Genomic DNA, 26,532 nt, shown 5'->3' on the forward strand with positions numbered 1-26,532 from the left:
AGTCCGATGAATTCATTTTATCCTAATATCTGCACTTTTGATTGTAAAACCACAGAAAAATAATAAAGTTGTGTATTTTATTCAGTTTCTATATTTTTATGCAGTGCTGATAAAATCTTTTCTTCATTGATCGGCTTTGCAATATGTCCGTCCATTCCCGCATCCAGGCACTTGTGAATGCTGTCCTCTGATGTCTGGGCTGTCATCGCCACGATCCGGACAGTCTGTGTATCCGGACGTTTCAATGCGCGTATCCGCTGTGTTGCCTCATGACCATCCATCTCCGGCATCATCACATCCATCAGAATGACATCATAGCTTTCTGGTTCTGACGCTTCAAATAATTCAAGCGCTTCTTTTCCGTTCCATGCTTTGCTGACAGTCGCACCGAGGTCTGTCAGATAAAACTCTGCAATCTCCATGTTGATCTCATTATCTTCTGCCAGAAGGAAATGCATACCTGCCAGCGGTTTTTCTGATGATTCGTTTCTTTCTTCTTTCTGTATCAGTACATCATTTACCCTAAACGGCAGGCGGAATGTAAAGGTACTTCCCTCACCGGGAACACTTTCGACGTCAATACATCCACCCATTTTTTCAAGCAATGCTTTGACGATCGACATCCCAAGCCCGCTTCCCTTATAGAGGGTGCGCGCATCATTTTTTTCCTGTGTAAATGGCTGGAAAAGATGATCTCTGACAAACTCTTCACTCATTCCGATTCCGGTATCCACAAGCTTGAATTCATACCATACAGTCGTGCCGTCACAGGAAAGCTCCTCGGCATACGTATCAATCCTTCCATTTGGTTTGTTGTATTTGATCGCATTGCTCAGAAGATTCAGCATAATACGACGCAGCTGCAGGGAGCTTCCACACAGTGCGGTATGTTGAATGTTTTTTCTGTATTTGTGATGTGTGATTCCCGATTCAATCAGCTGTGCATCTACCAGTGCAGCAACCTCATCCATCAGTTCACTCATATCAAAAGTATCTTCTTCAATTTCAAACATACCGGCTTCCAGCTTGCTCATATCCAGTACATCGCTTACCAGTTCCAACAGATGTTTCGTCGAAAGCCGGATCTTTTCGAGGCTGTCATCAACCTTTTCCCAGTCATTGCGGTTTTTGCGGATGATATCCACCATACCCATGATACCATTGATCGGAGTGCGGATATCATGACTCATACGGTTCATAAATTCCGTTTTTGCTTTGTTTTCAGCATCTGCTTCTTCAAACGCTATCTGCAGACGCTCTTTTTCCTGCTGCTCCTTCTCGTGGAAATCTGAAGTATTTTTGAACAGGATGATTCCATGCACAACCTTACTTTCTTTATCTGTCTTCGCATCGTATACGGTATCTCTGGACATCAGGACAGTCTTTTGTAACCATATCGGATGACCGTTTTTCCCTGTCTCACAGTATTCCACCGTAATCTGTCTCGATCCGGTCGCAAAACGCTTCAGGATTTTAAACGAAGAATCCACGATTCTGTAATTCTCCAGCGTATCTTCCGTAACGTACCGGCTTCGTCCGCTGCAGTAATCACTGTAAGAGCATGGAGTCTGCACATCATTGTCAAATTCTTTCGCCGATGTATTATAATAAACACTTTCCAGACGGTCATTTGTCAGATCAACCGTATAAACCGCATTCGCCGTCTGCAAAAGTGCCTCCGCATAGTTACCGTTCTCAACAATAGATTGCTTCAGCTGTTCATAATAACGGTTCAGGCGCATTTTCTCAACCGCAGAGTTCTCATTCTTTGTCTGAAATGGCTCAAATCCCAGAATAAAATGATGCAGTCTGCCGTCCTCAGTTCTGTTACCGGGTAGTACTGTCATTCTTCCCCGTCGAATATTTTTGTCTTTTTCATACTGATACAGCAGTTCAATTTTCTCGTCTTCCTTCAGATGTTCTGCCAGATATGCAGTCTGAAGTTCCATCCGCATTGTCTTACGGTTCTCATCTGTCCCCAGTTCCTGAATGATCTGCTCAACCGCACCTGAATAACTTCCATCCTCTGCAAGGAAAAAGTGCGAACTTGCTCTCAGCACATAATACTGATCCAAAAGCGCGTCACAGTAAATACAGTCAGAAAACTGATATCCCTTCTCTGTGATTTCCTCAAGAATACGGATATTCATCTTTTGTTTCTCAGCCGCCTCTTCTATCTTGGCACGGTTCTTGTCGATGTACATATTTTTGTCGGCAAAGCGAAACAGCTCCCGCATCGTGCTTCCCTCAAAATCACTGGAAAGCGCGTATCCCGCCGCATAGCTGATTGGCATCTCCGGATGCTGTCTGGAATACTCAGCCGACTGCTCGCGGATCTTCTTAAGACACTCACGCACTCCTGCATGATCCAGTCCCTTCAAGACAGCAATAAATTCATCACCGCCGTCACGTCCTGCAAAAAATTCATCCGGAACTGCCTTTCGGAGCTGTATCGCAAATGAACAGATGTACTCGTCTCCCTTATCATGACCAAGTGTATTGTTGATCGTTCGGAGATTATTCATGTCAAATACACACATGGCAACCTGTTCTCCATCCGGAATCGGATTTGGATCGTTGAGGATCTCCTCACATTTGTTTTTGTTCGGAAGTCCGGTCGCCTCGTCGAAGTATACCTTTTTCTGTAAGACTTTATTCTGGGCAGCAAAACGGACCGCTTTGATAAGTTCTGCACCGATGATCAGCACCAGCCCGAGGATATCCACTATAACAACTTTTTCGAGGTAATCCAGCGCCGTTGCCTTACGCTGTGAATATTCCTCAGAAAGCCCGACTGCCTCATCACAAATCTGAAAAAAACGCTCACTTTTTTCGATAATATCTGTATTTTCGTATCCCTTTTCACGGACAAGAAGTATCTCATCCCGAAGCTCTTCAAAATATCCTGCCAGTTCGTCCATTTTGCTCTGAAACTTCTGATCATCCAGACGGATAAAATTAAGCTCATCACTGCCATTTCGAAGTCCTTCTATATAAGAAGAAATCTTCTGATACATTTTGTCCTGCGGTGTCCCTGAAATTTCAAATTTTACCATTTGCTGCGTGCCACCGCGCACCAGCCCCGCATAATTTACAACTCGCGCAGTTCCCTGAATCTTGCCTACCATGGACATAATCGCAAAAAACAATACGATCAAAATGGTCGTCAGTACCATCATTGCCGCACGCAAGAAGAAAGTCTGCTTTTTTCCTTTTTTCTTCATTCTGTACCCATCCTGCCAGTATACAATTATTGCTTCCTGCAACTGATCCACAATTAATTTGCAGTTCATTTCTCATTTTCACACTTATGTTCATTATAGCCGATTTATCTTCTTTTCTCAACCTCGTCCTGCCTGTCGCTGCATACTCTATTTGACTACAAAAATCCACAGCTTTTTAGTATCTGCAGCTTCAAAATCTGCATATATATTTTATATAATTTTCATCCTCTTTTACGGCTTTTTCATTGCTTTTTGCACAACGACCTTTTATAATAAAAATTATCAATTACCACATAAATTTTTATGGAGGGAACATTATGAACGAAGAACTTTTTAACGAAGCAGCGAAATCAAACGTCCTGACAAAGAAGCTGATTGATCAGCTTCAGGAAAGCATGACCTACAGCAGTATCTCCTTTATCAACTGGACTATTGAGGTTCTGACACTGATCAAAAATCGCCTGGAGCGCGGTGACCGGATCACAGATGAAGTATCCGGAAAAGTTTATACCGCAAAAACCTTCCAGAAATTTGTAAAAGAGAATTTCTCTTCCTACATCACCAGCCAGGTTTTTAAAGAAGTGGTAAAACCGGAGAAAATCTACTTCTCACTGAAGGCGTGCGACGGCGGCTACAGCCTGATTGCCGCTGATTCCGACAGTGAAAAAACTTATGCCTGGATCTCCAGCCTGAGCAAACGTTTCTCTCTTGTTGAGATGATCGCAACCGGTATCGTTTATGTCAAAGATATACGTACCGATACATATCAGCCGTTTATTTCCGGCAATGGCAAATACTGCCGCTATGACAAAGAAAAAGGAATTCTTGTAGAGATCTGATCTCCACAGGAATTCCTGCTGTAAATCAATATTTACAAAATATAATCTCAGTCGGAGTCTGAACCCTGGCTGAGATATTTTAATTTCAGAATTTTCATATCCCCGATAAAATTCTCGGATTATCCTTTCTTCTACCTTCCCATAATTCTTCCGATTCCATAGGAAACAAGAAATACGGCAATGTCCACTGCTACGATCGTAGAGCCAACCGGTGTTCCGGCAAGAATGGAAATCAGAATTCCCGCTGTTGCGCTAAGTACGGACATCACTGCCGCACTGACCGTAACGGAGCGGAAGGATTTAAAAAGTCTCATTGCGGACAGCGCCGGAAAGATCACAAGCGCTGAAATCAGAAGCGAACCGACCAGATTCATTGCAAGTACAATGATCACTGCGATCACAACCGCGATCAGCAGATTGTATGCATTGGCTCTCGTCCCCGTTGCTCTCGCAAAATTCTCATCAAATGTCACTGCGAAAATCTTATTGTAAAACAGAATAAAAATCGCTACAACCACGATGGAAAGAATCGCACACAGCCATACTTCGCCTTTTGTCAGGGTCAGAATAGAAGTCGAACCAAACAGCGTACTGCAGACATCCCCTGAGATATTTGGGCTTGTCGAAAAAAGGTTCATCAGAAGATAACCGATTGCAAGCGCTCCGACGGAAATCATCGCGATTGCCGCATCACCTTTGATCCTGGTATTCTGTCCGGCACGAAGAAGAAAAATCGCACATACTACCGTCACCGGAAGAATAAACAGCATATTGTTTGTAATATTTAAGACAGATGCAATCGCCATCGCACCAAATGCCACATGAGAAAGTCCGTCACCGATAAAGGAAAATCGTTTCAGTACCAGCGTCACACCAAGAAGCGAGGAACAGAGCGCGATCAGAACACCGACGATCAGTGCATACCGAACGAACGGATACTGAAAATACATATGAAGTGTTTCAAACATCTTACTCGTCCTCTCCTTCCTGTCCGGTAAATGCTTTGCCCAGACTGCTCTGCAGATACTGTTTCTTCGTTCCGAAGAAGCAGTGTTCTCCGATATGAAGAATATGTGTCGCATATTTAACTGCCGCTGCAATATCATGTGAGATCATGATGATCGTAATTCCGTCTTTTTTATTCAGGTCTTTGATCAACTGATACATTTCTGCGGTCACACGTGGATCCAGACCGGACACCGGCTCATCGAGAAGCAGGATTTTCTGTGCAGCACAAAGCGCTCTTGCAAGAAGAACTCTCTGCTGCTGTCCGCCAGAAAGCTCACGGTAACAATGATCTGCAAGATCCTGAATCATCATTTTTTCCATTGCTTTCTGTGCGACCATTTTTTCTTCTTTATTATAGAAAGGACGCCATCCGCACCGGCTCTGACACCCGGAAAGCACGATTTCACGGACAGATGCCGGAAAGTCTCTCTGTACCAGTGTCTGCTGCGGCAGATAACCGATCTCGTTTTTCTTTAATCCATCACCAATCTCAATGCTTCCGCTGATCGGCGGCTGCAAATGAAGTAATGTTTTCATCAAAGTAGACTTACCGGAACCGTTTTCACCGACGATGCAGAGGTAATCACCTGCATCAATGGAGAAATTCAAATCTTCCTGAATTGCCCGGTTGTCATATCCCAGTGTAAGATTTTTGCATGTAAGCTGTGCCATTCTTGTCCCTCCTGTCATAGACAGTTTGTTATTTCAAACGGACAGATTTTTGTCCCCTGTCCGATCATTCTCTTAGTTCAGTGCCTTCTTCAGAGTTCCCAGATTGTCTTCCATCACGGAAAGATACGTTGCTCCATCTGCAATTTCTTCTGATGTGATCGACTGCATGGAATTAAGCTGTAAGATCTTCTGATCTTTTGCTTTGGTATTCTCAATAACAGTCTGTGCAATCCGGTCATCGGATTTTTCCATCGTCAGCACACTCTTAACTCCAAGTTCATCCACTTTTCCTGCAAGAAAAGTAACTGTCTTAAAGCTTGCCTCAGATTCTGCGGAACATCCGGAAAATGCTGCATAATACTCCATACCATAATCATCTACCAGATAGCGGAATGGAAAACGATCCGCAAAGATCAGTGTTTTCTGCTTCGCACTGTCGACTTTTTCCTGATATTCTTCGTCCAGCGCAGAAAGTTTTTCTTTGTAAGTTTCTGCGTTGGACTGATAGATTTCTTTATTCTCCGGATCCATTTCTTCAAGAGTTTCCGCAATCGCATCGCAGATCACTTCGGCATTTCTCATAGACGTCCAGACATGCTCGTCATATTCCTTTTCTTCCTCATCTTCATGATCATGGTCGTGGTCGTGATCACTTTCCTGCATGCCCTCAACTGTTTCCTCTTCTTTGATCGAATCACCAAGGACTTCCATCAGATTGATGGTCTTCATATCTTTGTTCTGCGCGGATTCCAGAGCATCCTCGATCCACTGGTCAGATTCACCGCCTACATAGATCAGAAGGTCACAGCTTGAAACCTTCATAATATCCTTGACTGCCGGCTGAAAGCTGTGGAGATCCGTACCGTTATCAAGGAGCATAGTCAGGTTCACGTCATCTGCCCGGTCACCCAAAATGACTCTTGTCCAGTCATACTCCGGAAAAATGGTTGTTACAATGTTCAGTTTTTTGTCTGTTTCTTCTGTCGTCTTTGCTTCCGCTGTGTGTATTCCGGCAAAAGGAATACTGATGCTCATCACGCCCAGCAGAATTGCCAGCGAACCCATGATCCATTTTTTCATTTTCTGCTCTCTTTCTTCTATTTTTTACTTTATTGGAACATTACGGAGTAATTTCCTATAAAGTAAAGACACTTCTGCTGAATCGAATCAGCAGGTACAAATCTATCTACATACCATTCTGTCACATTATCGTGCTTTCATATGTACAGTCTCTGATGCTTCATCTTCCACACTTCTGCACTCTTCACAGATACCATAAAAAACAGTCCTGCACGGATCCATCCGAAATCCGTGGCTGTCCATCAGATGCTGCTCCAGTTTAACCACATCCTCGCAGTGAAGATGAATCAGTTTTCCACATTTTTCACATTTGCAGTGAAAACAGGAGGTCTTGTGGCAATGTTCCTCTGCCCCGAGATATTCAAAACAGGCACTGCTCGTTCCATCTACGTTGTACTTCGCAACCATCCCCTGCTCTACCATCTTTTCAAGGTTGCGGTAGACAGTCGTTGTCCCAATCGTAATCCCCTGCCCTTTAAAAAAGCAACAGACATCTGCAACCGTTACATGTGTCCCTTCTACGGTCTGCAGATAGGACAGGATCTGTTTCATCTGCTTTGTCTGATAAGGCGCTTTCGTTCCCATAATATCTTCCTTCCACCGGAGTTTCCGGCAAATAAATCTACATTTTATACTTTATACAAATTGAAAACCGTTTTCATATTATAGCACATTCTGATTTCGTGTCAATATGAAAACGGTTTTCATTTTACTGTTTTTCAAAAAAATCTGCCCGACACAAGAATGCTTATACACACTTTCATATCGGACAGATATTATTTATCCACTATATTCTTATTCTTCCACTTTCATCTCTCTTACGATCTTACGAAGCTTCAGAACCATGGACGGTGCTACGGAAAGCTCATCCAGTCCCATGCGTACAAACTGCTCTGTCAGAGTCGGATCTGCACCGAGTTCTCCACAGATACCTGCCCATTTGCCACACTTATGCGCATTGTCCACAACCATCTGGATCATGCGGAGAAGTGCCTCATGATGCGGGTTATAAAACTCGTCGAGTTTTTCATTCTGACGGTCGATCGCCAGAGTATACTGTGTCAGATCGTTGGTTCCGATACTGAAGAAATCAACCATCTCTGCAAGTCTGTCACTGATGATCGCTGCTGCCGGAGTTTCGATCATGATTCCCTGTTCCGGAATCTTATACTGAATTTCCTGTGCTTTCAGTTCTTCTTCCACTTCTGCAACGATCTCGTAGATACGTTTTACTTCTTCTGTAGAAGTGATCATCGGATACATGATAGAAAGATTTCCATATACAGCGGCACGGAGAAGTGCACGAAGCTGTGTCTTAAAAATCTCCGGCTGTTTCAGACAGATACGGATCGCACGGTAACCCATTGCAGGGTTGTCTTCATTTCCGAGGTTAAAATAATCTACCTGCTTGTCAGCTCCAATATCCAGTGTACGGATGATAACTTTCTTTCCTGCCATCATCTGCACTGCCTGCTTGTATGCCTGGAACTGTTCTTCCTCTGTCGGGAAATCATTTCTTCCGAGATACAGGAATTCACTTCGGAACAGTCCGATTCCGCCGGCATCGTTTTCCATTACATAACCGATATCGCCAACACTTCCGATATTTGCATAGATATTAATCTTACGGCCATCCGGAGTAATGCTTTCTTTGCCTTTGAGTTCCTGAAGAAGTTTCAGTTTTTCTTCTTCTTCCTGCATTCTGGCTTCAGTCTGTGCTTTGAGTTCTTCATCCGGCTCAAAAGTCACTTTTCCCCCAAAACCATCTACAACAGCAGTCATTCCGGTCTGAAGTTCTTCGAGATCCATCTTCACACCGATCAGTGCCGGAATGTTCATCATACGTGCAAGGATTGCGGTATGAGAGTTTGTAGAACCATGAACTGTTACAAATGCAAGGATCTTGTCCTTATCCATCTGTACAGTCTCACTCGGGCTTAAATCATCTGCAACGATCACAGACGGTTCGATCGAGCTTAAATCCACATCTCCCTGACCACTTAAGTTGCGGACAAGACGCTCGGAAATGTCCTTAATGTCCGCGGAACGTGCTTTCATATAATCATCATCCATGGAAGCAAACATTTCTGCAAAATTGTCGCCGGTAACTGCAACCGCATACTCGGCATTGACCTGTTCGGTGCGGATCATATTCTGGATTGCTTCCAGATAGTCCTCATCCTCCAGCATCATCTGATGTACTTCGAAGATTGCCGCACTGGCTTCTCCGACTTCTTTGACCGCTTTGTCGTAGAGTTTCTGAAGCTGCTCCTGAGAAGCTTTCAGTGCCACGTCCACACGGGCTGCCTCTGCCTCTGCATCTTCGATTCTGGTACGTTTTACCTGATAATCATTTTTCTTAAGAACCACAACCGGTCCCATTGCGATTCCCTTATATACAGATTTTCCCTGAAAACACTGCATTTCTTATTTCCTCCCTGAATTCACATCTGCAAATAAAGTAAATATGAGTATTCCGGTGAATTATAAGTTGTTTTCAAAGAATTCCTTCAGTGATGCAACTGCTGCATCTTCATCAGCGCCGTCTGCTGATACTGTTACAGTATCACCCTGTTTTACACCAAGGGACATCAGCATCATAAGCTGTGTCAGTTTCTTAGTTTTTCCATCTTTTGTGATGGTGCATTCAGACTCGAATTTTTTGGCTTCTTTTACAAGAAGTCCTGCCGGTCTTGCGTGGATTCCCAGTTCGTCTTTGATTGTGTACTCGAATGTTTTCATAATTTTATCTCCTTTTATATTATATTTTATTTTTACTCATTCACATTGGTCTCAAGCATTCTCTCAAGATGCATGGCGAGGTATCCGATCTCTATATCCGGTACCGGAAGTTTCAGACTTTTTTCCATCTGACGACAGATACGTTCTGCTGCCATATACGGTCCCGGAAACTTCACAGACATATATTCATTCAGATTCATTTTGAGTTTCTCGCCATGAATCGCTCTTGCAACCATGTATCGTACATGGTTCATCAGACGATTATAGCCGAGAGACATGACATCGATGGAATTTCCTGTTTCCTTCTCGACCAGAGAAATACATTCACGGACAGTCCTTGCAATCTCCATTGCCTGCGAGACATTTTCGTCTACAACTGCGGCATGTACATGAAGTGCAATATATCCGATCTCATGGTCATCGATCTCTATCTGCAGTTTTTCCTTAAGAAGCTCCCGGATACAGGATGCCACCTTATATTCTTTATAAAACATGACACGGATGTCATCTGTCAGAGGATTGCTGATCTGCTCACCATTCTGCACACGGCGGATTGCAAAATCAAGGTGATCTGCCATGGTAAAAAGTATCGTGCGGTCTACTTTTTCGAATTCTTTTTCTGCCCGACTCAACACTTCATTCGCAAGCTCGAGACAGAGCGGCGAAACGGATTTGATGATATCCTTGGCGTCACCTCTCTCCGTCATCTCCTTCAGAGAATAAACCTTTGCTTCTGCGGCAGCCGACACGGTCTGTCCGACCTTTTTGCCAAAAGCCACACCTTTTCCCATAACCAGACATTCCTGATTATTTTCGTCCGAAATTCCCATAAAGGAATTGTGATTTAAAATCTTTGCTATCCTGTACAACATCCGTATCTTTTCCCCATCCGGGCGGTTCTTACTGAAGAACCTCGATCTCGAAAAGTGGCTCTCCGGCTTTGACCTGACCCTCATTCAACAGATGGATTCTCTGGTTATCCTCCAGTTCTGTACAAAGAACAGGAGAAACAATAGAAGGTGCATTTTTGCTCAGATAGTCGAGATCCAGTTTCAGCATCGGATCTCCCTTCTTCACTTCCTGACCACTTTCTACCAGTGCCTCAAATCCCTCACCATTTAATTTAACAGTATCAATTCCAACATGAATCAGCAGACTGATTCCGGATTCTGTTACAAATCCAATTGCATGTCTGGTATCAAAGACAAAGGCAACTTCTCCATCTTCCGGAGCGCGTACATACGGATCTTCCGGTGTAACCACTGCGCCGTCACCCATCATTTTCTGGGCAAAAGCCTCATCCGGTGCAGTTGCAAGATCTGCTGCCACACCTGTGATCGGGCTTGAGATCACAATGCGGTCAACGACTTTGCGCGCAGCTTCTTCCTTCTGTTCACTTTCCGGTACTGTCTCAGAAGTTTCTGCCGGTGTTTCCAGAGTGTCCGGTGCTGTTTCCAGATAGTCTTCAAGATTTGATTTGATCACAGTTACATTCGGTCCGTAAATGACCTGCACACCAAGTCCCTTGTGTACGACGCCGGATGCACCTGTTGCCTTTAAGATACCATCATTTACCAAAGATGCATCCTTCACTGTGCAGCGAAGACGTGTTGCACAGCAGTCTACATCGTTGATGTTTTTCTTACCGCCAAGGCCTCGTGTGATTGCCTCGCTGACAGGATCTGAAAGCATCTCTCCGCCCTCGCCGTTCTGTGCTTCTCTGCGGGCATTTACATCAGCCTTTGTATAAAGCTTGATTTCTACATCATCATCTTCACGACCAGGAGTTTTGAAATTGAACTTTTTGATCATGAATTTGAAAATGAAATAATATAAGAAGAAATAAATAATACCAACCGGGATAACTCTTATCCAGCTTGTCTTTGCATTTCCCTGAAGAATACCAAACAGGAAGAAGTCGAGGAGACCGCCGGAGAAAGTCAGTCCTACGGCAATATTCAGCATATGTGCGATCATGTATGCCGTACCTGCCAGAACAACCTGAACAGCAAACAGTGCCGGAGCCACGAAAAGGAAGGAAAATTCCAGCGGCTCGGTAATTCCGGTTGCCATACATGCAAGTGCTGCAGACAGAAGAAGACCGCCTGCTGCTTTTTTCTTCTCAGGTTTTGCACACTGATACATAGCAAGTGCCGCACCCGGAAGACCGAAGATCATAAAAATAAACTCTCCGGAGAAGTATCTTGTCGCATCTGCGCTGAAATGTGCAATATTTGCAGAGTCAGCAAGCTGCGCAAAGAAAATATTCTGACCGCCCTGTACCATCTGTCCTGCTACTTCCATCGTACCGCCAACGGCTGTCTGCCAGAATGGCATATAGAATACGTGGTGCAGACCGAACGGAATCAGTGCACGTTTGATCAGACCAAAAATCAGTGTTCCCACATAGCCGGAGCCTGTTACCAGACCGCCCAGAGCGTAAATTCCGGTCTGAACTACCGGCCATACAAAGTAAAGAAGGATTCCGACAAACATATACACGATCGTGGAAATGATCGGTACGAAACGGGTTCCTCCAAAGAATGACAGCGCATTCGGAAGCTGTATCTTGTAGAATCTGTTATGCAGGGCTGCAACTCCCAGACCTACGATAATACCGCCAAACACACCCATCTGTAAGGACTGAATACCGCAGACAGAAGTAATCGTTCCTTCCAGAACGTTTTCTGCGATCTCGCCATTATCAAGGATCTGTCCTGTGATCGTCAGCATCGCATTGATTGCTGTATTCATTACAAAAAATGCAATTACTGAGGACAAAGCTGCAACTTCTTTTTCTTTTTGTGCCATACCAATGGCAACACCAACTGCAAAGATCAGCGGAAGGTTATTAAATACTGCACTTCCTACACTGTTCATGATCACAAGCAGGGAATGAAGCAGCGTTCCGTCGCCCAGGATCTTTGTCAGTCCGTATGTCTCGATCGTCGTTGCATTTGTGAAAGAACTTCCGATACCAAGAAGAAGTCCGGCTACCGGAAGGATCGCGATCGGGAGCATAAAGCTTCTTCCTACTCGCTGTAAAACACTAAAAATCTTGTCTTTCATTTGAGACTCTCCTTCTGTATATTTTTCCAGAAGTGAGTACATATAAAAGCGCTTTTTAACCGGTTTTTGTACAAAAAAAGACACTAATATACATAAACACTCCTTGTTATGTATAGTTAATGCCTCCTAAATCGAGTTACACACTACAACCAAACAAAATATAACATGGTCATTGAGTTTTTGTCAACCCGCTCTTTTTGTAATTTTATAGTTTTTATGATGTTTTTTTATACCTTTTAGGCATCAGTATATTTCGACTGCAATCCGAAATTTTCACCGGTATAATATGCAGTCTGGCCTCAGTCTTCGAGGAATGCAAATGGTTCTTCATCTTTGAGAAAATGCATCAGCATATATGCACACATGATTGCCACTCGCTCTTCTTTGAGGATTCGTTTTACTTCATTGCGGTCTGCCAGGACGACTTCAATTTCTTCTGTATCTTCCTGTGCTTCCTTGCTGATCTCACCGCTTGCATATCCATAAACTGTCGCGCATGATTCGTCAGTCATACCAACCGTTGTAAAGTATGGTTTTTCAAATGCCGGATTGACTTTCAGAGGTTCGAATTTCAGTCCGGTTTCTTCATACATCTCACGGACAGCCCCCTCATGAAAATCTTCGTTCGACTCGACAAGCCCTGCCGGGAATTCATAGATGTAGTCCCCGAGTGTGTAGCGATACTGGCGCACCAGAACGACTTTGTCTCTTTTTTCTCCGTAAATGCTGTAGATAATTACACCGTCCGGATCATTACGCCCGGTCTTAAGTTTCAATGAAGGTACATCATTTGCCCTGGATGCCACATAATAGGATACCGGAGTGTTGTGTACGCTGGTAGCATCTACATGATACAGATTGACAAAACGATTGTCGGTCATTTTTTCCACATTATGAATCTTTCCCATAAGGTTTCCTCTTTTCTGCATGAAGTATACCATACATCTTTTTAAAACAGCCTGCAGCCATATAAAGATACGGTCTGCAGGCTGACATGATCAGTCTCCTTTAAGGATAACACGGATTCTCTTATAAATAAAGAATACGATTACGGAAGTGAGGGTGTATTTAAATAAGTTAAACGGAACGATGATCAGTACCACAAATCCAAGAAGGCTGTGTACGGAAGAATTGACTGCAGCTCCCATTTCAATAAATGCTTCGATCGGCATTCCAAATGCTTTGCCATATGCCGGAAGAAGTACAAAGGCATTCATCAGGCAGGCTGCGGCTGTTGTAAGGAGCGTTCCTGCTGCCATTCCGAGTACAGCATGTTTACGACTCTTTGTGTGATGCAGTCTGTAGATCAGTCCTGCCGGTACCACAAATGCACATCCGAAAATGAAGTTTGCAAAATCACCAACTCCTGCTGTTACTGTCCCCATTGTTACAAGGTGTACCAGAACCTTTACAACTTCAATCAGAATACCTGCTACAGGTCCCATGGCAAATGTCCCAACCAGTACCGGAATCTCTGAGAAATCCAACTGGTAAAAAGATGGTGCCAGGAACGGGATCGGAAACTCAATATTCATTAATACTCCTGCCAGCGCGCCCAGCATTGCGATCTGTGTGATCGTTCTGGTGCGGCTTCTTTCCATTACGTTTCCATTTCTTAAAACCTGTTCACTCATACTTGTCTCTCCTTTGAATTGTTCTTTTTTTAAAAGAAAATTCTACGTTATGCCTTAGAAAGGTTCTGTTGGTTGGCTTTCTCATGCATAAAAAATCCCCGGAGACTTCTTCCCGGGGTATTGAGCACGTATGAATTATTCGTGTTCTTCTCTCATCCAGACTTTACTGTCGGTTCCGGAATTCTGACTTATGATCAGTCACCGGATCAGCCGCCTTACGCGGGTCGCGGACTTTACCGCCGGTAGGGAATTCTGATTTGTATTCAGTCACCCTGCCCCGAAGAATTTTCTTTTACATGACTGTATTATATATCTAACTTTATAAGAATGCAATATAAAATTGGAAAATATAGTGTGAAATGTGACGGAAGGACGGCTGGCTGTTAAACATATCGGACTCAGAAACGGCTTCATCGCCCAGAAATACTAAGGCTATATCCTGTCTGCTAAAACCATGAAGAAAAAGCACAAAACTCGCCTATCGGCTCAAACAATGTGCTTTTTCTCCATAACGCATCCAGTATGCACCCAAGTATTTCTAAGGACTCTTGCAGATGTTTCTGAATCCGATATGTTTATAGCCAGCTACTCCCTTTCTGCATATTTCTGTCGTTCATCTTCCATTTTATATTGCAATGGTGCCCACCGGGGGCGCCCCGCGGCTCCCGACTTCACCCGCGGCAGCGCCGCTATCTCAGATAAAGTACGGTAAAGGGCGGAAATAAAAAACTCCGGCTGAAGATTTTCGTGAAGGTTCTCCGGTACGATCTCGCCTGAAGAACTTCGCGAAGATTCCTGATCGTACAGGTTTTTGCGTTGATACAGAAAATGCTGCTGTCTGAGCGTCAGCGAGTTCAGCATTTTCCGTATCGTTTTTAGCAAAGTTCTGTACATCATGGAATCTCAGAAGTTCTGAACTGAGTCGTATCCGGAGAAACCTTCATCGAAAATCCCACCGAAGTTTTCTCAATAATTATCCCACGTTACCGGGAATCCTTTATCCTTATCGTTCCTCTCTGAAATACGGTAATCCCAATGCCGCCGGCGGCTGATGTTCCTTCTTCTTTCGGAAACTTGTAAACACAAGTACAATGATCGTTACCACATACGGCAGTGCCTTGAATACTTCCTGCATGCTTCGTCCCAGTCCCGGGATATACAGATACAGAATATAAAGTGCTCCGAAAAGGAATGCACCCCAGATTGCATTCAACGGTTTCCACAGTGCAAAGATTACCAGCGCAACAGCAAGCCATCCGCGGTCACCGAATCCATTGTCTGTCCATGTTCCACCGGAATATTCCATTACGAAATAGAGTCCGCCAAGACCTGCAAGACCTGCGCCGATACACGTAGACAAATATTTATATTTGATAACATTGATACCTGCTGCATCCGCAGTTCCCGGATTTTCCCCAATTGCACGAAGGTTCAGTCCCGCTCTTGTTTTAAATAAGAAGAAAGACAGTACAACCGCTGCAATCACACAAAGATATGTCATAAAACCATAATTAAATAAAATATCACCGATCACCGGAATCTTTGAAAGTCCCGGAATTTTGGCTGTATAGGCACTTCCGGTCACTTTTACGGAAATCTGTCCGACACCACCTGCAAGTTTGGAAATTGAACCACCGAAGAAGTTACCAAACCCTGTACCAAAGATGGTCAGTGCAAGACCGGTTACATTCTGATTTACACGAAGCGTGATCGTCAGGATACTGTAGATCAGACCTCCGATCATAGCGCATGCAAATGCGCATACAAAAGAAATCAGTACACCTATAAAAGCATTTGGATCCGGATTGTCTTTTTCATAAAGAAAAGCTCCCATCAGTCCGGCAATACCGCCCATATACATAATTCCCGGAATACCAAGATTCAGGTTGCCGGATTTTTCTGTCATAATCTCCCCAAGCGCACCATACAGAATACAGATGCCCTGGACAATAGCTTTTTGAATAAAAATTATCAGTACACTCATTGCATCTACCTCCTATTTTTTCGCACGCTTAACTCTGTAATTGATAAAGAATTCTGCACCGATCAAGAAAAACAGAATGATACCGAGGATAACATCGGATGCATTCTCATTCAAACCATACTGTGTTGCAATCTGTACCGCACCCTGATTCATAAATACAATACCGAAAGAAACAGCTACCATAATAAAAGTATTAAATTTGGAAAGCCATGCAACAATGATTGCCGTAAATCCACGACCGCCAGCTGTCGCAGTGGAAATTGTATGACTTGCACCACTGACAATAACAAATCCGGCAATACCACAGATTGCACCGGAGATTGCCATAGTACGGATAATGACTTTCTTTACATGGATACCTGCATATTTTGCAGTGTTTTCGCTCTCTCCGACTACTGCGATCTCATAACCCTGTTTGCAGTATTTCAGATAGATAAACATACCGACAGTCAAGATCAGAACAATAAGTACATTCCATCCATATTTCTGACCAAACAGCTCCGGAAGCCATCCGGCCTGGGTTGTCTGGTTGATAATACCAACCGTGTTGGAACCTTTGGGATTCTCCCAGAAAACGATGCAGTATGTAACAACCTGCATGGCAACATAGTTCAGCATCAGGGTAAACAGAGTTTCATTTGTATTCCAGTATGCTTTGAACACTGCCGGGATCATTCCCCAGATCATACCACCAAGCGCACTTGCAACAAACATCACGATCAGAAGCACTACCGGAGACATTTTATCCCCTGCATAAATCATCACTGCTGCAGAACATGCTCCACCAATCAGAATCTGACCTTCTGCACCGATATTCCAGAATTTCATTTTGAATGCCGGTGCCAGACCGATTGCGATACACAGAAGCACCATCGTATCACGGATCGTCTGCCAGATACGGCGCTCGGAACCCATTGCTCCGTCCCAGATTGCCTTATATACATCCACTGGATTCATTTTGACCAGTGCTACGATTACTGCTCCACACACAATCAGTGCAAGAATCAGTGCTATAAAGCGAATCAGAAGTCTTTCCTGCCATCCGGCCTTATTTCTTCTTTTGCTTACCTGTAAGAAAGGTTCTTTATTCATTGACAGCCCCTCCTTTTTCATGTTTCGTCATGAGAAGACCGATTCTCTCTTTTGTTGCAGTCCTTCCGTCAACCACTCCGCTGATTCTGCCTCCACAAAGTACGGCAATACGGTCGCAAAGTTCGAGTACCACATCCAGATCCTCGATTACGCAGACTACAGCAACACCTTTTTTCTTCTGCTCATTGAGAAGCTGATAGATGACATGAGAAGTATTGATATCCACACCACGTGTCGGGAATGCAACAAGAAGTACCTTCGGGCTCTGTGCGATCTCACGGCCAACCAGAACTTTCTGCACATTTCCACCGGACATCTGACGAACCGGAGCAGAAATACTCGGAGTCATAACTTCGAGCTGATCTTTAATCCTTGTGGCCAGTTCTCTCGGTCCTTTACGTTCCAGGAAAGGTCCCTTTCCATTGCGGTAGCTTCGAAGCATCATATTGTCGGTCATATCCATGTCTCCGACAAGTCCCATACCGATACGGTCTTCCGGGACAAACGCAAGACTGATTCCCGCTTCATTAATAGAAATGGAATCCATTTTGGAAAGCTCCATACTTCCGCCATTGTCATCCAGCAGACGGATTGAACCACTTTCCACATCCTGTAATCCGGCAATTGCTTCCAGAAGTTCCTTCTGTCCGCTTCCTGAAATACCTGCAATACCGAGAATCTCGCCTGTATTGACCGAAAGATCAACATCATCCAGCGTCTTTACATCATCTTTATCTTTGCAGTTCAGCCCCTCGATCACCAGACGTTTCCTAACATTTTCCGGTTTCGGACGCTCAATATTCAGATCGACCTTAGCGCCTACCATCATCTCGGAAAGGCTCTGCACATTTGCTTTTGCGGTCTCCACAGTATCAATGTACTGTCCTTTTCGAAGAATCGCCACACGATCCGATAAAGCCAGCACTTCCTGCAGTTTATGTGTGATAATGATGATCGCACATCCGTCATCACGCATATTTCGCAAAATATCAAACAGACGGTCGGCTTCCTGCGGTGTCAGCACCGCGGTCGGCTCGTCAAGAATCAGTATTTTCGCACCGCGGTACAACATTTTTACGATTTCTACAGTCTGTTTTTCCGAAACAGACATCTCGTATATTTTTTTTGAAAGATCCAGATCAAAACCATATTTATTTACCAGTTTCTGAATATCTTCCGTGATTTTTTTCATATTGAGTCTTGCCTTACCCGGCAGTCCCAATACGATATTCTCGGCTGCTGTCAACACATCTACAAGCTTAAAGTGCTGATGTACCATACCGATTCCCAGTTCGTAGGAATCTTTTGGTGAACGGATCGTTACTTCTTTACCATTTACAAAAATATGTCCCTCATCCGGATAATAAATTCCGTAAATCATATTCATCAGAGTCGTCTTGCCGCTTCCGTTTTCACCTAAGATTGCAAGAATCTCCGATTTTCTCAGCGTGAGATTTACATGATCATTCGCCTGGACTGATCCAAAACGCTTGGAAATATCTTTAAGTTCAAGTGCATAAGTTTCTCCCACTGTCATTCCCTCCTTTTATCCCAGTCATAAAGTCATCCCTTTATGACCTGATTTCCATATCACAAATTGTCATATGTGCAAAAGAAACCTCCATATCCAATCGGAGATTTCCTTTACACATATAACAAAAACCAGCATACGCGTCACCTTGATGTGCAAAGTAAAAAAGCAGAGCTGCTGGCAAGCAGCTCCGCCTGTTCAAAAGTCTTATTCTGTGATGGATGTAATTCCGTCGATTGCTATATCAAATGCCGGTGCAGAACCATATTCTGATTCATGGAAGTATCCGTCAGAAATGTATTCTGTATCACTGCCGTCTTTCTTATAGGTAGTAAGTTCTTTGCCATCTACAGTAAATGTAGAAGTATCAAATACATGAAGGGATCCATCTGCAAGTGCATCTTCAACTTCTTTTACTTTTTCATCTGTTCCTTCTGCTACAACTTTCTCATTGAGAGGTGTGATCTTGTCAGCACCCTCGGAGAAGCCTTTGCACCAGTCAGTGTCGATTGCTGTTCCATCAAGCATGCACTGTACTGCATATGTGTAATATACACCCCAGTCCATAGATGCGGATGTAAGTGCTTCATTCGGAGCAACGGATGTCATGTCGATGTTATATCCAACGCAAGGAACACCTGCTGTTTCACAAGCTGTAGGAGCACCTGTAGTATCTGCATGCTGGCTGATCAGGACACATCCGTCAGAGATCAGTGCATCTGCACATTCTTTTTCGAGGTCAAAGCTTGCCCAGCTGTTTGTGTATTTAACTTCCATAGTTACGGATGGGCATACGCTCTTAGCACCAAGATAGAAAGAAGTATATCCGGAAATAACCTCTGCATATGGGAATGCACCAACATAACCCATCTTGCAGTTATCTTCTGTAATTGTGCCGTCTTTGATCATCTCATTCAGTTTGAGACCGGCAACAACACCGGATACATAACGAGCTTCATAAATATTTGTAAAATAGTTGTGCATATTGGAAAGTCCGCTTGCTGCTGCCTGAGTTCCTGTTGCATGGCAGAACTGTACGTCCGGATACTCTCCTGCTGCTTCAAGGATATAGGTCTCATGACCGAAGCTGTTTGCAAAAATAATCTGACATCCCTGATCTGCAAGGTCTGCTGCTGCATCATAGCATCCTTCGTCTTCACCGATCAGTGTTTTCTCAATAACCTGTGAATCATCAAGTCCAAGATTTTCTACCATTTCATCAATACCAGCCATATGTGCAGCTGTATAGCCTTCGTTTTCATCACCGATGTAAATCGCACCAATCTTTAAATCTTCTTTTGCAATGCCTGCACCACTTTCACTGTCGTCACTTGCATATACAGGTGCTGTCATCGTAACTGCCATTGCTGCTGCAAGTCCAATTGCCAATGCTTTTTTCATCTTTCTTTCCTCCATTTCTCCTCTTACTCCTGTTACCGAACAAAAGAGGCACAACAATTTCTGTTACGCCTCTTTGCAAGTGCTTTTACTATACATTCCATTTTGTGAATTGTCAATAAATTCAAGCAAAAACGCATTATTTATTTGACACCCTAATTTTTTTTGTATACTTATAAGAAAGGAATCCGCAAAATATATTCACTTTATTTATTTTTTCATTCCGTTTATGTTGATTTTGAGTCATTTTCTTTATTACTTCTTGACTTCTTCGCGTTAAAGCGTTATACTTTAAAAAGTTAATTCGATTCGAACGTGAATCAACAATACAGGAGGACTTAAAATATGAAAAAGCAGATTTTAGCAGGCGTTCTGTCTGCAACAATGGTAGTTGGCATGGGTGGTGTCAGCGTATTTGCAGCAGATGGTGCCGACGATAAAACTTATAACATCGGTATCTGCCAGCTCGTACAGCACGAGGCTCTGGATGCTGCAACACAGGGATTCAAAGATGCCATTACAGAAGAACTTGGCGACAAAGTGACATTTGATGAGCAGAACGCACAGGGTGATTCCAATACCTGTTCTACTATCATCACAGACTTTGTTTCCGATAATGTAGACCTGATTCTTGCAAACGCAACTCCTGCTCTTCAGGCAGCTGCAGCAGGTACTGCAGATATCCCGATTCTCGGAACCTCTGTTACAGAATACGGTGTAGCACTTGACCTTGACGATTTTGACGGAACTGTTGGAAATAATATTTCCGGTACCTCAGACCTTGCTCCACTTGAAGATCAGGCAGCAATGCTTAACGAGCTCTTCCCGGATGCCAAAAATGTCGGACTTGTTTACTGCTCCGCAGAAGCAAACTCCCAGTATCAGGTAGATACAGTAAAAGCAGCTCTTGAAAAATTGGGTTACACCTGTGAATACTATGCATTCTCAGATTCCAACGATCTTTCTTCCGTAGCTACAACAGCTGCTACAGAAAGTGATGTTATCTACTTACCAACAGATAACACCGTTGCATCCAACACAGAAATCATCAACAACATCTGCCTTCCGGAGAAAGTTCCGGTAATCGCCGGTGAAGAAGGTATCTGCGAGGGATGCGGTGTTGCCACTCTTTCCATCAGCTATTATGACCTCGGTGTTGCTACCGGTAAGATGGCTCTGAAAGTTCTGGTAGACGGCGAAGATATTTCCAAAATGCCGATCGAGTATGCACCACAGTTCACAAAAGAATACAATCCGGAAATCTGTAAAGAACTCGGAATCGAAGTTCCGGATGACTATGTTGCAATCGGTGCAGACGCAGAAGAAGAAACTTCTGAGGACGATGCAGATGCTGCAGACGATACAGCAGAAGAAACAACTGAAGAAGCTGAATAATTTTTCTCATAATTAAGCCCAAAACACAAATTTATACAGACAGCGGGAGAGGAATATCCTTTCTCGCTTTCTGTGTCGTCAGGAGGAATCACAAAATGAATATTCTTAGCTTAGTAAACGCACTCCCGGGTGCAGCCGCGCAGGGGCTGATCTGGGGAATCATGGCGATCGGTGTCTATCTTACCTTTCGTATTCTGGATGTTGCCGATCTGACTGTTGACGGTACCATGTGTACCGGCGGTGCTGTCTGTGTCATGATGTTGATGAGCGGGCATAATATCTGGGTGTCCATGCTTGCCGCTACCGGAGCCGGAATGCTTGCAGGACTCGCAACCGGAATCTTTCACACCTTCATGGGAATCCCGGCAATCCTCGCCGGAATCCTGACACAGCTTGGTCTCTACTCTGCCAACCTCAAGATCATGGGTAAGGCAAATCAGGCAGTCAACGGAAACAAATACAATCTTCTTGTTTCCCTTCGTAATGTAAAAGGTGTTCCATTTTATCAGAATACCATTCTGATCGTTGCCATTTTTATCGTCGTGCTGATTGCAATTCTCTACTGGTTCTTCGGAACAGAACTCGGATGTTCACTCCGTTCTACCGGATGTAATCCGAATATGTCCCGTGCACAGGGAATCAATACCAATGTATGTAAAGTACTCGGCCTGATGATCTCCAACGGTCTGGTTGCACTTTCCAGTGCACTTCTGGCACAGTATCAGGGATTTGCCGATGTTAACATGGGACGTGGAGCAATCGTTATCGGTCTTGCTGCAGTCATCATCGGCGAAGCGATCTTCGGACGTATTTTCCGCAATTTTGCACTTCGTCTTCTGAGTGTTGCATTCGGTTCTATTCTCTACTATCTGGTACTTCAGACAGTTATCTGGCTCGGAATCGACACTGACCTTCTGAAGATGCTGTCTGCACTTGTTGTAGCTGTCTTCCTTGCAGTACCTTACTGGAAAACAAAATATTTTACAAAACCTACGAAACGTGGAGGTAACAACTGATGCTTGAGCTGAAAAACATATATAAAACATTTAATCCGGGAACCATCAATGAAAAAGTGGCTCTGAACGGTCTGAACCTCACACTGAATGAAGGTGATTTTGTTACTGTTATCGGTGGTAACGGAGCCGGTAAATCTACCATGCTGAATGCAGTTGCCGGCACATGGCAGGTCGATGAAGGACAGATCATTATCGATGGTATCGATGTCACCAAATTATCCGAACACAAAAGAGCCGCATATCTCGGTCGTGTATTTCAGGATCCTATGACCGGAACTGCTGCTACTATGGGAATCGAAGAAAACCTTGCTCTTGCAAAACGCCGTGGCAAAACACGTTTACTGAAACCGGGAATCACAAAGAAAGAACGTGAAGAATATAAAGAACTGCTGAAAGTTTTAGGTCTCGGACTGGAAGACCGTCTTACTTCCAAGGTCGGACTTCTCTCCGGTGGACAGCGTCAGGCACTGACACTTCTGATGGCTACACTGCAGAAACCAAAGCTTCTGCTTCTGGATGAGCATACTGCTGCCCTCGACCCGAAGACCGCAGCCAAAGTACTTGAAATCACAGAAATGATCGTCAACCGTGACCATCTGACAACTATGATGATCACTCATAATATGCAGGATGCGATCACACATGGAAATCGTCTGATCATGATGATGGAAGGTAAGATCATTCTGGATATTCAGGGCGAGGAGAAAAAGAAACTCACCGTGAGAAATCTGCTGGATCAGTTTGAGAAAGCAAGCGGACAGGAGTTTAGTAATGATTCTGCTCTGCTGAGCTAGGATGGGAAATAAGTAAATTTATTGTTTTCACGCATCCTATAAAAATTATATGATTCTTTATGTTATATATGAAATATAAAAAGATATGGTTTCGTCAACAGCTTCGAAATCCGGAAGTGCTAAGGAATAATCCGAATGCTAATTGCATTCATAAAAATCACAAACTCGCTGACGCTCAGACAGTGTGATTTTTATGAATAACGCATCCGGAACATTCCTAAGAACTTCTCGGATTTCTGCAGAGGCTGACGAACCATATCTTTTTTAATTACAGGTAGTTGTCGAATGAATCATCTATGTTTTTGTTGCTGAAATTCGATGCTTTTCTAATCCCTACACAAGCATTTCCCTTAATTTTATTATTTTCAATAACTTCTTATATTTCCCCTTCCATCCGGTGCTCAGCTACCTCCTGCCCGGAGGGTACCCGGACCACGCGCCGTTCAAAGCAATCTATAATAGGATAATTTCGATGGCGCGCTACACTGCTTCCTTCCCACGCACCACTAGCAATAGCGCTGTCCAGGACGATGGGGATTGCTGTAAAAAACGACAAGGCAAAAAAGGATCGGCTGATATTCGCTCTATGACCTATTGTGGTGAGAGAATACTCGTGCAGGTGCATGTGTATTAAGTTCCGAAACATCTGCAAGAGTCCACAGAAATACTTGATTATATCCTGGCTGTGTTATGGATCATAAAGTGCAATGTCTGAGCCGTCAGGCGAGTTTTGCACTTTTGATCCATGTATTTAACAGACAGGGAATAATCTTAGTATTTCTGGACGATGAAGCCGTTTCTGAACTCGATACACATTCATCCTGCACACATCATCCTCACATTTAGTCATTGGCAGCGAATATCTGCCGATCCTTTATATACTATTTACTTTATTTTACTTAATCCCCTTCATGGACAAGCTGATTCTCTTCTTCTTCATATCCACTCCAAGTACTCTTACATCCACCACATCCCCGACAGAAACTGCCTCAAGCGGATGTTTAATATATCTCTCACTCATCTCGGAGATATGCACCAGTCCATCCTGATGAACACCGATATCCACAAATGCCCCGAAATCAATGACATTACGGACAGTTCCCTTAAGGATCATACCTTCTTTGAGGTCTTTCATATCAAGTACATCTGTACGAAGTACCGGTTTCGGCATCTCATCACGTGGATCTCGTGCCGGTTTTTCCAGTTCTTTTACAATATCGCGAAGTGTCGGCTCACCGACTCCCAGCTCTTCTGCAAGCTTCTTATAGTTCTTAATCTGTTTTGAAATACCACTCAGCTTACCGCCCGTAATATCTTCCGGTGTGTATCCAAGCTTTTCAAGAACTTTCTTTGCTGCATCATAGCTTTCCGGATGCACACTTGTCGCATCAAGCGGATTCTTGCCTCCGGTGATACGCGCAAAACCTGCACACTGCTCAAACGCTTTCGGTCCGAGTTTCGCTACTTTGAGAAGCTCACGACGGCTTTCAAATCTGCCGTTTTCTTCACGGTATGCAACAATATTTTTCGCGATCACTTTACTGATGCCGGAAATGTATTCCAGAAGGGACGCGGAGGCTGTATTCAGGTCCACACCGACTTTATTTACACAGTCCTCTACAACACCACTTAAAGCTTCGCCAAGCTTCTTCTGGTTCATATCATGCTGATACTGACCGACACCGATAGACTGCGGTGTGATCTTAACCAGCTCTGCAAGCGGGTCCTGCAGACGTCTTGCGATTGAAGCCGCGCTTCTCTGTCCTACATCAAAATTCGGGAACTCTTCCGTTGCCAGTTTACTTGCAGAATATACGGACGCACCTGCCTCATTTGTGATCACATACTGTACTTTTTCCGGAATCTCTTTGAGAAGTTCTACAATGATCTGTTCAGATTCTCTGGATGCAGTTCCGTTTCCAAGAGAAATCAGAGATACATTATATTTTTTGATCAGTTTTTTCAGGGTTTCTTTTGCCGCACGTATCTTTGCATCATTTGTCGGTGCAGTCGGATAAATAACTGTTGTATCAAGAACCTTTCCTGTCTCATCTACAACTGCCAGCTTACAGCCTGTACGGAACGCCGGGTCCCATCCGAGTACCACTTTGCCAACGATTGGAGGCTGCATCAGAAGCTGTTCCAGATTCTTGCCAAATACATGAATTGCTCCGTCCTCTGCCTTTTCAGTCAGGTCACTTCGGATCTCACGCTCGATTGCCGGCGCGATCAGACGTTTGTAACTGTCCTCTACAACTTCACGGAGAACTGGCTTTGTGACCGGATTATCTCTGGTGATCACCTGTTTCTGAAGCCATCCCATTGCCTCGTCTTCCGGTGCACTGATCTTGACAGTGAGCATTTTTTCTTTTTCACCACGGTTCAGCGCAAGCACACGATGTCCTGCAAGTTTTTTGATCGGTTCTTCAAATTCATAGTACATCTCATAAACAGAAGATTCCTCAGGATTTTTTGCTGCAGATACTACAGTTCCTTTGTCCATGGTAAGTTTACGGAGATAGATACGGTAATCCGCTTCATCAGAAATATGCTCTGCAAGGATATCTTTTGCGCCATTTATCGCATCTTCTATCGTTTCCACACCTTTTTCTTCGGATAAAAATGCCTTTGCCTCTTCTTCAAGAGATTTATTTGTCATCTGAAGCATGATGATATTTGCCAGTGGCTCCAGACCTTTTTCTTTTGCTATGATTGCACGTGTACGACGTTTCGGACGATAAGGACGATAAAGATCCTCAACGACCACAAGTGTCTGCGCATCCAGAATCTGTTTTTTCAGTTCCGGGGTCAGCTTTCCCTGTTCCTCGATGCTTCCAAGCACCTGATTTTTCTTGTCTTCCAGATTTCGAAGATAAGTCAGTCTTTCGTGAAGTGTACGAAGCTGTTCATCATTCAGAGAACCTGTAGCTTCTTTACGATAACGGGAAATAAAAGGAATTGTGCAGCCCTCATCAATAAGTTTGACAGCTGCCTCCACCTGCCATTTTTCTACTTTAAGTTCTCTGGTTATGACCTGAATAATGTCCATTATGT

21 protein-coding genes and 1 riboswitch are annotated in these 26,532 nt (G+C 43.8%); of the genes, 4 read left to right on the forward strand and 17 right to left on the reverse strand.

Annotated elements, in window-relative coordinates; genetic code table 11:
* Nucleotides 1–77 precede the first annotated feature (77 nt).
* Nucleotides 78–3,224 carry a response regulator gene (locus DWW86_RS13605; protein ID WP_117943749.1) on the reverse strand — a complete coding sequence of 1,049 codons (3,147 nt, stop codon included), beginning with the start codon at nucleotides 3,222–3,224 and terminating at the stop codon, nucleotides 78–80.
* Between the two features lie 317 nt (nucleotides 3,225–3,541).
* On the opposite strand from DWW86_RS13605, the gene DWW86_RS13610 reads away from it, so the two are divergent.
* A complete protein-coding gene (locus tag DWW86_RS13610; RefSeq protein WP_072522139.1) occupies nucleotides 3,542–4,063 on the forward strand; it encodes a hypothetical protein in 522 nt (173 codons plus the stop codon).
* Between the two features lie 131 nt (nucleotides 4,064–4,194).
* On the opposite strand, the gene DWW86_RS13615 is transcribed toward DWW86_RS13610, so the two are convergent.
* From DWW86_RS13615 to DWW86_RS13685, 15 genes are all read right to left on the reverse strand, one after another.
* Nucleotides 4,195–5,031, reverse strand: a complete 837-nt coding sequence (locus DWW86_RS13615) for a metal ABC transporter permease (RefSeq protein ID WP_117943686.1) — start codon at nucleotides 5,029–5,031, stop codon at nucleotides 4,195–4,197.
* A 1-nt stretch (nucleotide 5,032) separates the two neighbouring features.
* Complete coding sequence (locus tag DWW86_RS13620) at nucleotides 5,033–5,743, reverse strand: metal ABC transporter ATP-binding protein (RefSeq protein WP_117943687.1); 711 nt, start codon at nucleotides 5,741–5,743, stop codon at nucleotides 5,033–5,035.
* 72 nt (nucleotides 5,744–5,815) lie between these two features.
* A complete protein-coding gene (locus DWW86_RS13625; protein ID WP_117943688.1) occupies nucleotides 5,816–6,823 on the reverse strand; it encodes a metal ABC transporter substrate-binding protein in 1,008 nt (335 codons plus the stop codon).
* Nucleotides 6,824–6,949: 126 nt separating this feature from the next.
* Nucleotides 6,950–7,408, reverse strand: coding sequence for a Fur family transcriptional regulator (locus DWW86_RS13630; RefSeq protein ID WP_117943689.1), 459 nt, complete (start codon nucleotides 7,406–7,408; stop codon nucleotides 6,950–6,952).
* A gap of 210 nt (nucleotides 7,409–7,618) precedes the next feature.
* On the reverse strand, nucleotides 7,619–9,247 hold the full coding sequence (ptsP, locus tag DWW86_RS13635) for a phosphoenolpyruvate--protein phosphotransferase (RefSeq protein ID WP_117943690.1): 1,629 nt from the start codon (nucleotides 9,245–9,247) through the stop codon (nucleotides 7,619–7,621).
* 60 nt (nucleotides 9,248–9,307) lie between these two features.
* On the reverse strand, nucleotides 9,308–9,565 hold the full coding sequence (locus DWW86_RS13640) for an HPr family phosphocarrier protein (protein ID WP_117943691.1): 258 nt from the start codon (nucleotides 9,563–9,565) through the stop codon (nucleotides 9,308–9,310).
* Between the two features lie 32 nt (nucleotides 9,566–9,597).
* Nucleotides 9,598–10,437, reverse strand: coding sequence for a PRD domain-containing protein (locus tag DWW86_RS13645; protein WP_117943692.1), 840 nt, complete (start codon nucleotides 10,435–10,437; stop codon nucleotides 9,598–9,600).
* Nucleotides 10,438–10,465: 28 nt separating this feature from the next.
* Nucleotides 10,466–12,634 carry a PTS sugar transporter subunit IIABC gene (locus tag DWW86_RS13650; protein WP_117943693.1) on the reverse strand — a complete coding sequence of 723 codons (2,169 nt, stop codon included), beginning with the start codon at nucleotides 12,632–12,634 and terminating at the stop codon, nucleotides 10,466–10,468.
* Between the two features lie 299 nt (nucleotides 12,635–12,933).
* Entirely contained in the window at nucleotides 12,934–13,542 is a 609-nt protein-coding gene (locus tag DWW86_RS13655) for an NUDIX hydrolase (RefSeq protein ID WP_015541832.1), read from the reverse strand.
* Nucleotides 13,543–13,632: 90 nt separating this feature from the next.
* Nucleotides 13,633–14,268: an ECF transporter S component gene (locus DWW86_RS13660; protein ID WP_072522147.1), complete on the reverse strand. Its 636-nt coding sequence runs from the start codon at nucleotides 14,266–14,268 to the stop codon at nucleotides 13,633–13,635.
* A 140-nt stretch (nucleotides 14,269–14,408) separates the two neighbouring features.
* Nucleotides 14,409–14,557: riboswitch (FMN riboswitch) on the reverse strand.
* A gap of 296 nt (nucleotides 14,558–14,853) precedes the next feature.
* Nucleotides 14,854–15,165: a hypothetical protein gene (locus DWW86_RS13665; RefSeq protein ID WP_147338114.1), complete on the reverse strand. Its 312-nt coding sequence runs from the start codon at nucleotides 15,163–15,165 to the stop codon at nucleotides 14,854–14,856.
* Nucleotides 15,166–15,271: 106 nt separating this feature from the next.
* Complete coding sequence (locus tag DWW86_RS13670; protein ID WP_015541830.1) at nucleotides 15,272–16,252, reverse strand: ABC transporter permease; 981 nt, start codon at nucleotides 16,250–16,252, stop codon at nucleotides 15,272–15,274.
* A 12-nt stretch (nucleotides 16,253–16,264) separates the two neighbouring features.
* Complete coding sequence (locus tag DWW86_RS13675) at nucleotides 16,265–17,344, reverse strand: ABC transporter permease (protein ID WP_330392828.1); 1,080 nt, start codon at nucleotides 17,342–17,344, stop codon at nucleotides 16,265–16,267.
* Nucleotides 17,337–18,881, reverse strand: coding sequence for an ABC transporter ATP-binding protein (locus DWW86_RS13680; protein WP_502696648.1), 1,545 nt, complete (start codon nucleotides 18,879–18,881; stop codon nucleotides 17,337–17,339). The genes DWW86_RS13675 and DWW86_RS13680 overlap by 8 nt, the downstream gene beginning before the upstream one ends.
* Nucleotides 18,882–19,082: 201 nt before the next feature.
* Nucleotides 19,083–20,276 carry a BMP family ABC transporter substrate-binding protein gene (locus tag DWW86_RS13685; RefSeq protein ID WP_227196328.1) on the reverse strand — a complete coding sequence of 398 codons (1,194 nt, stop codon included), beginning with the start codon at nucleotides 20,274–20,276 and terminating at the stop codon, nucleotides 19,083–19,085.
* A 342-nt stretch (nucleotides 20,277–20,618) separates the two neighbouring features.
* Here DWW86_RS13685 and DWW86_RS13690 point away from each other — a divergent pair, with 342 nt between their 5' ends.
* The 3 genes from DWW86_RS13690 to DWW86_RS13700 all read left to right on the forward strand — a co-directional run bounded on the left by DWW86_RS13690 (nucleotide 20,619) and on the right by DWW86_RS13700 (nucleotide 23,478).
* Nucleotides 20,619–21,668, forward strand: a complete 1,050-nt coding sequence (locus DWW86_RS13690; RefSeq protein ID WP_072522152.1) for an ABC transporter substrate-binding protein — start codon at nucleotides 20,619–20,621, stop codon at nucleotides 21,666–21,668.
* Nucleotides 21,669–21,763: 95 nt separating this feature from the next.
* Nucleotides 21,764–22,684: an ABC transporter permease gene (locus DWW86_RS13695; protein WP_072522153.1), complete on the forward strand. Its 921-nt coding sequence runs from the start codon at nucleotides 21,764–21,766 to the stop codon at nucleotides 22,682–22,684.
* Complete coding sequence (locus DWW86_RS13700) at nucleotides 22,684–23,478, forward strand: ABC transporter ATP-binding protein (RefSeq protein ID WP_015541825.1); 795 nt, start codon at nucleotides 22,684–22,686, stop codon at nucleotides 23,476–23,478. Before DWW86_RS13695 ends, DWW86_RS13700 begins: the two co-directional genes overlap by 1 nt.
* Before the next feature lie 895 nt (nucleotides 23,479–24,373).
* On the opposite strand, the gene DWW86_RS13705 is transcribed toward DWW86_RS13700, so the two are convergent.
* Nucleotides 24,374–26,527: a Tex family protein gene (locus DWW86_RS13705; protein ID WP_117943696.1), complete on the reverse strand. Its 2,154-nt coding sequence runs from the start codon at nucleotides 26,525–26,527 to the stop codon at nucleotides 24,374–24,376.
* Between the last annotated feature and the right edge of the window lie 5 nt (nucleotides 26,528–26,532).

The sequence above is a fragment of the Ruminococcus sp. AF17-22AC genome (genome assembly GCF_003460065.1).
GTDB lineage: Bacteria > Bacillota > Clostridia > Lachnospirales > Lachnospiraceae > Blautia_A.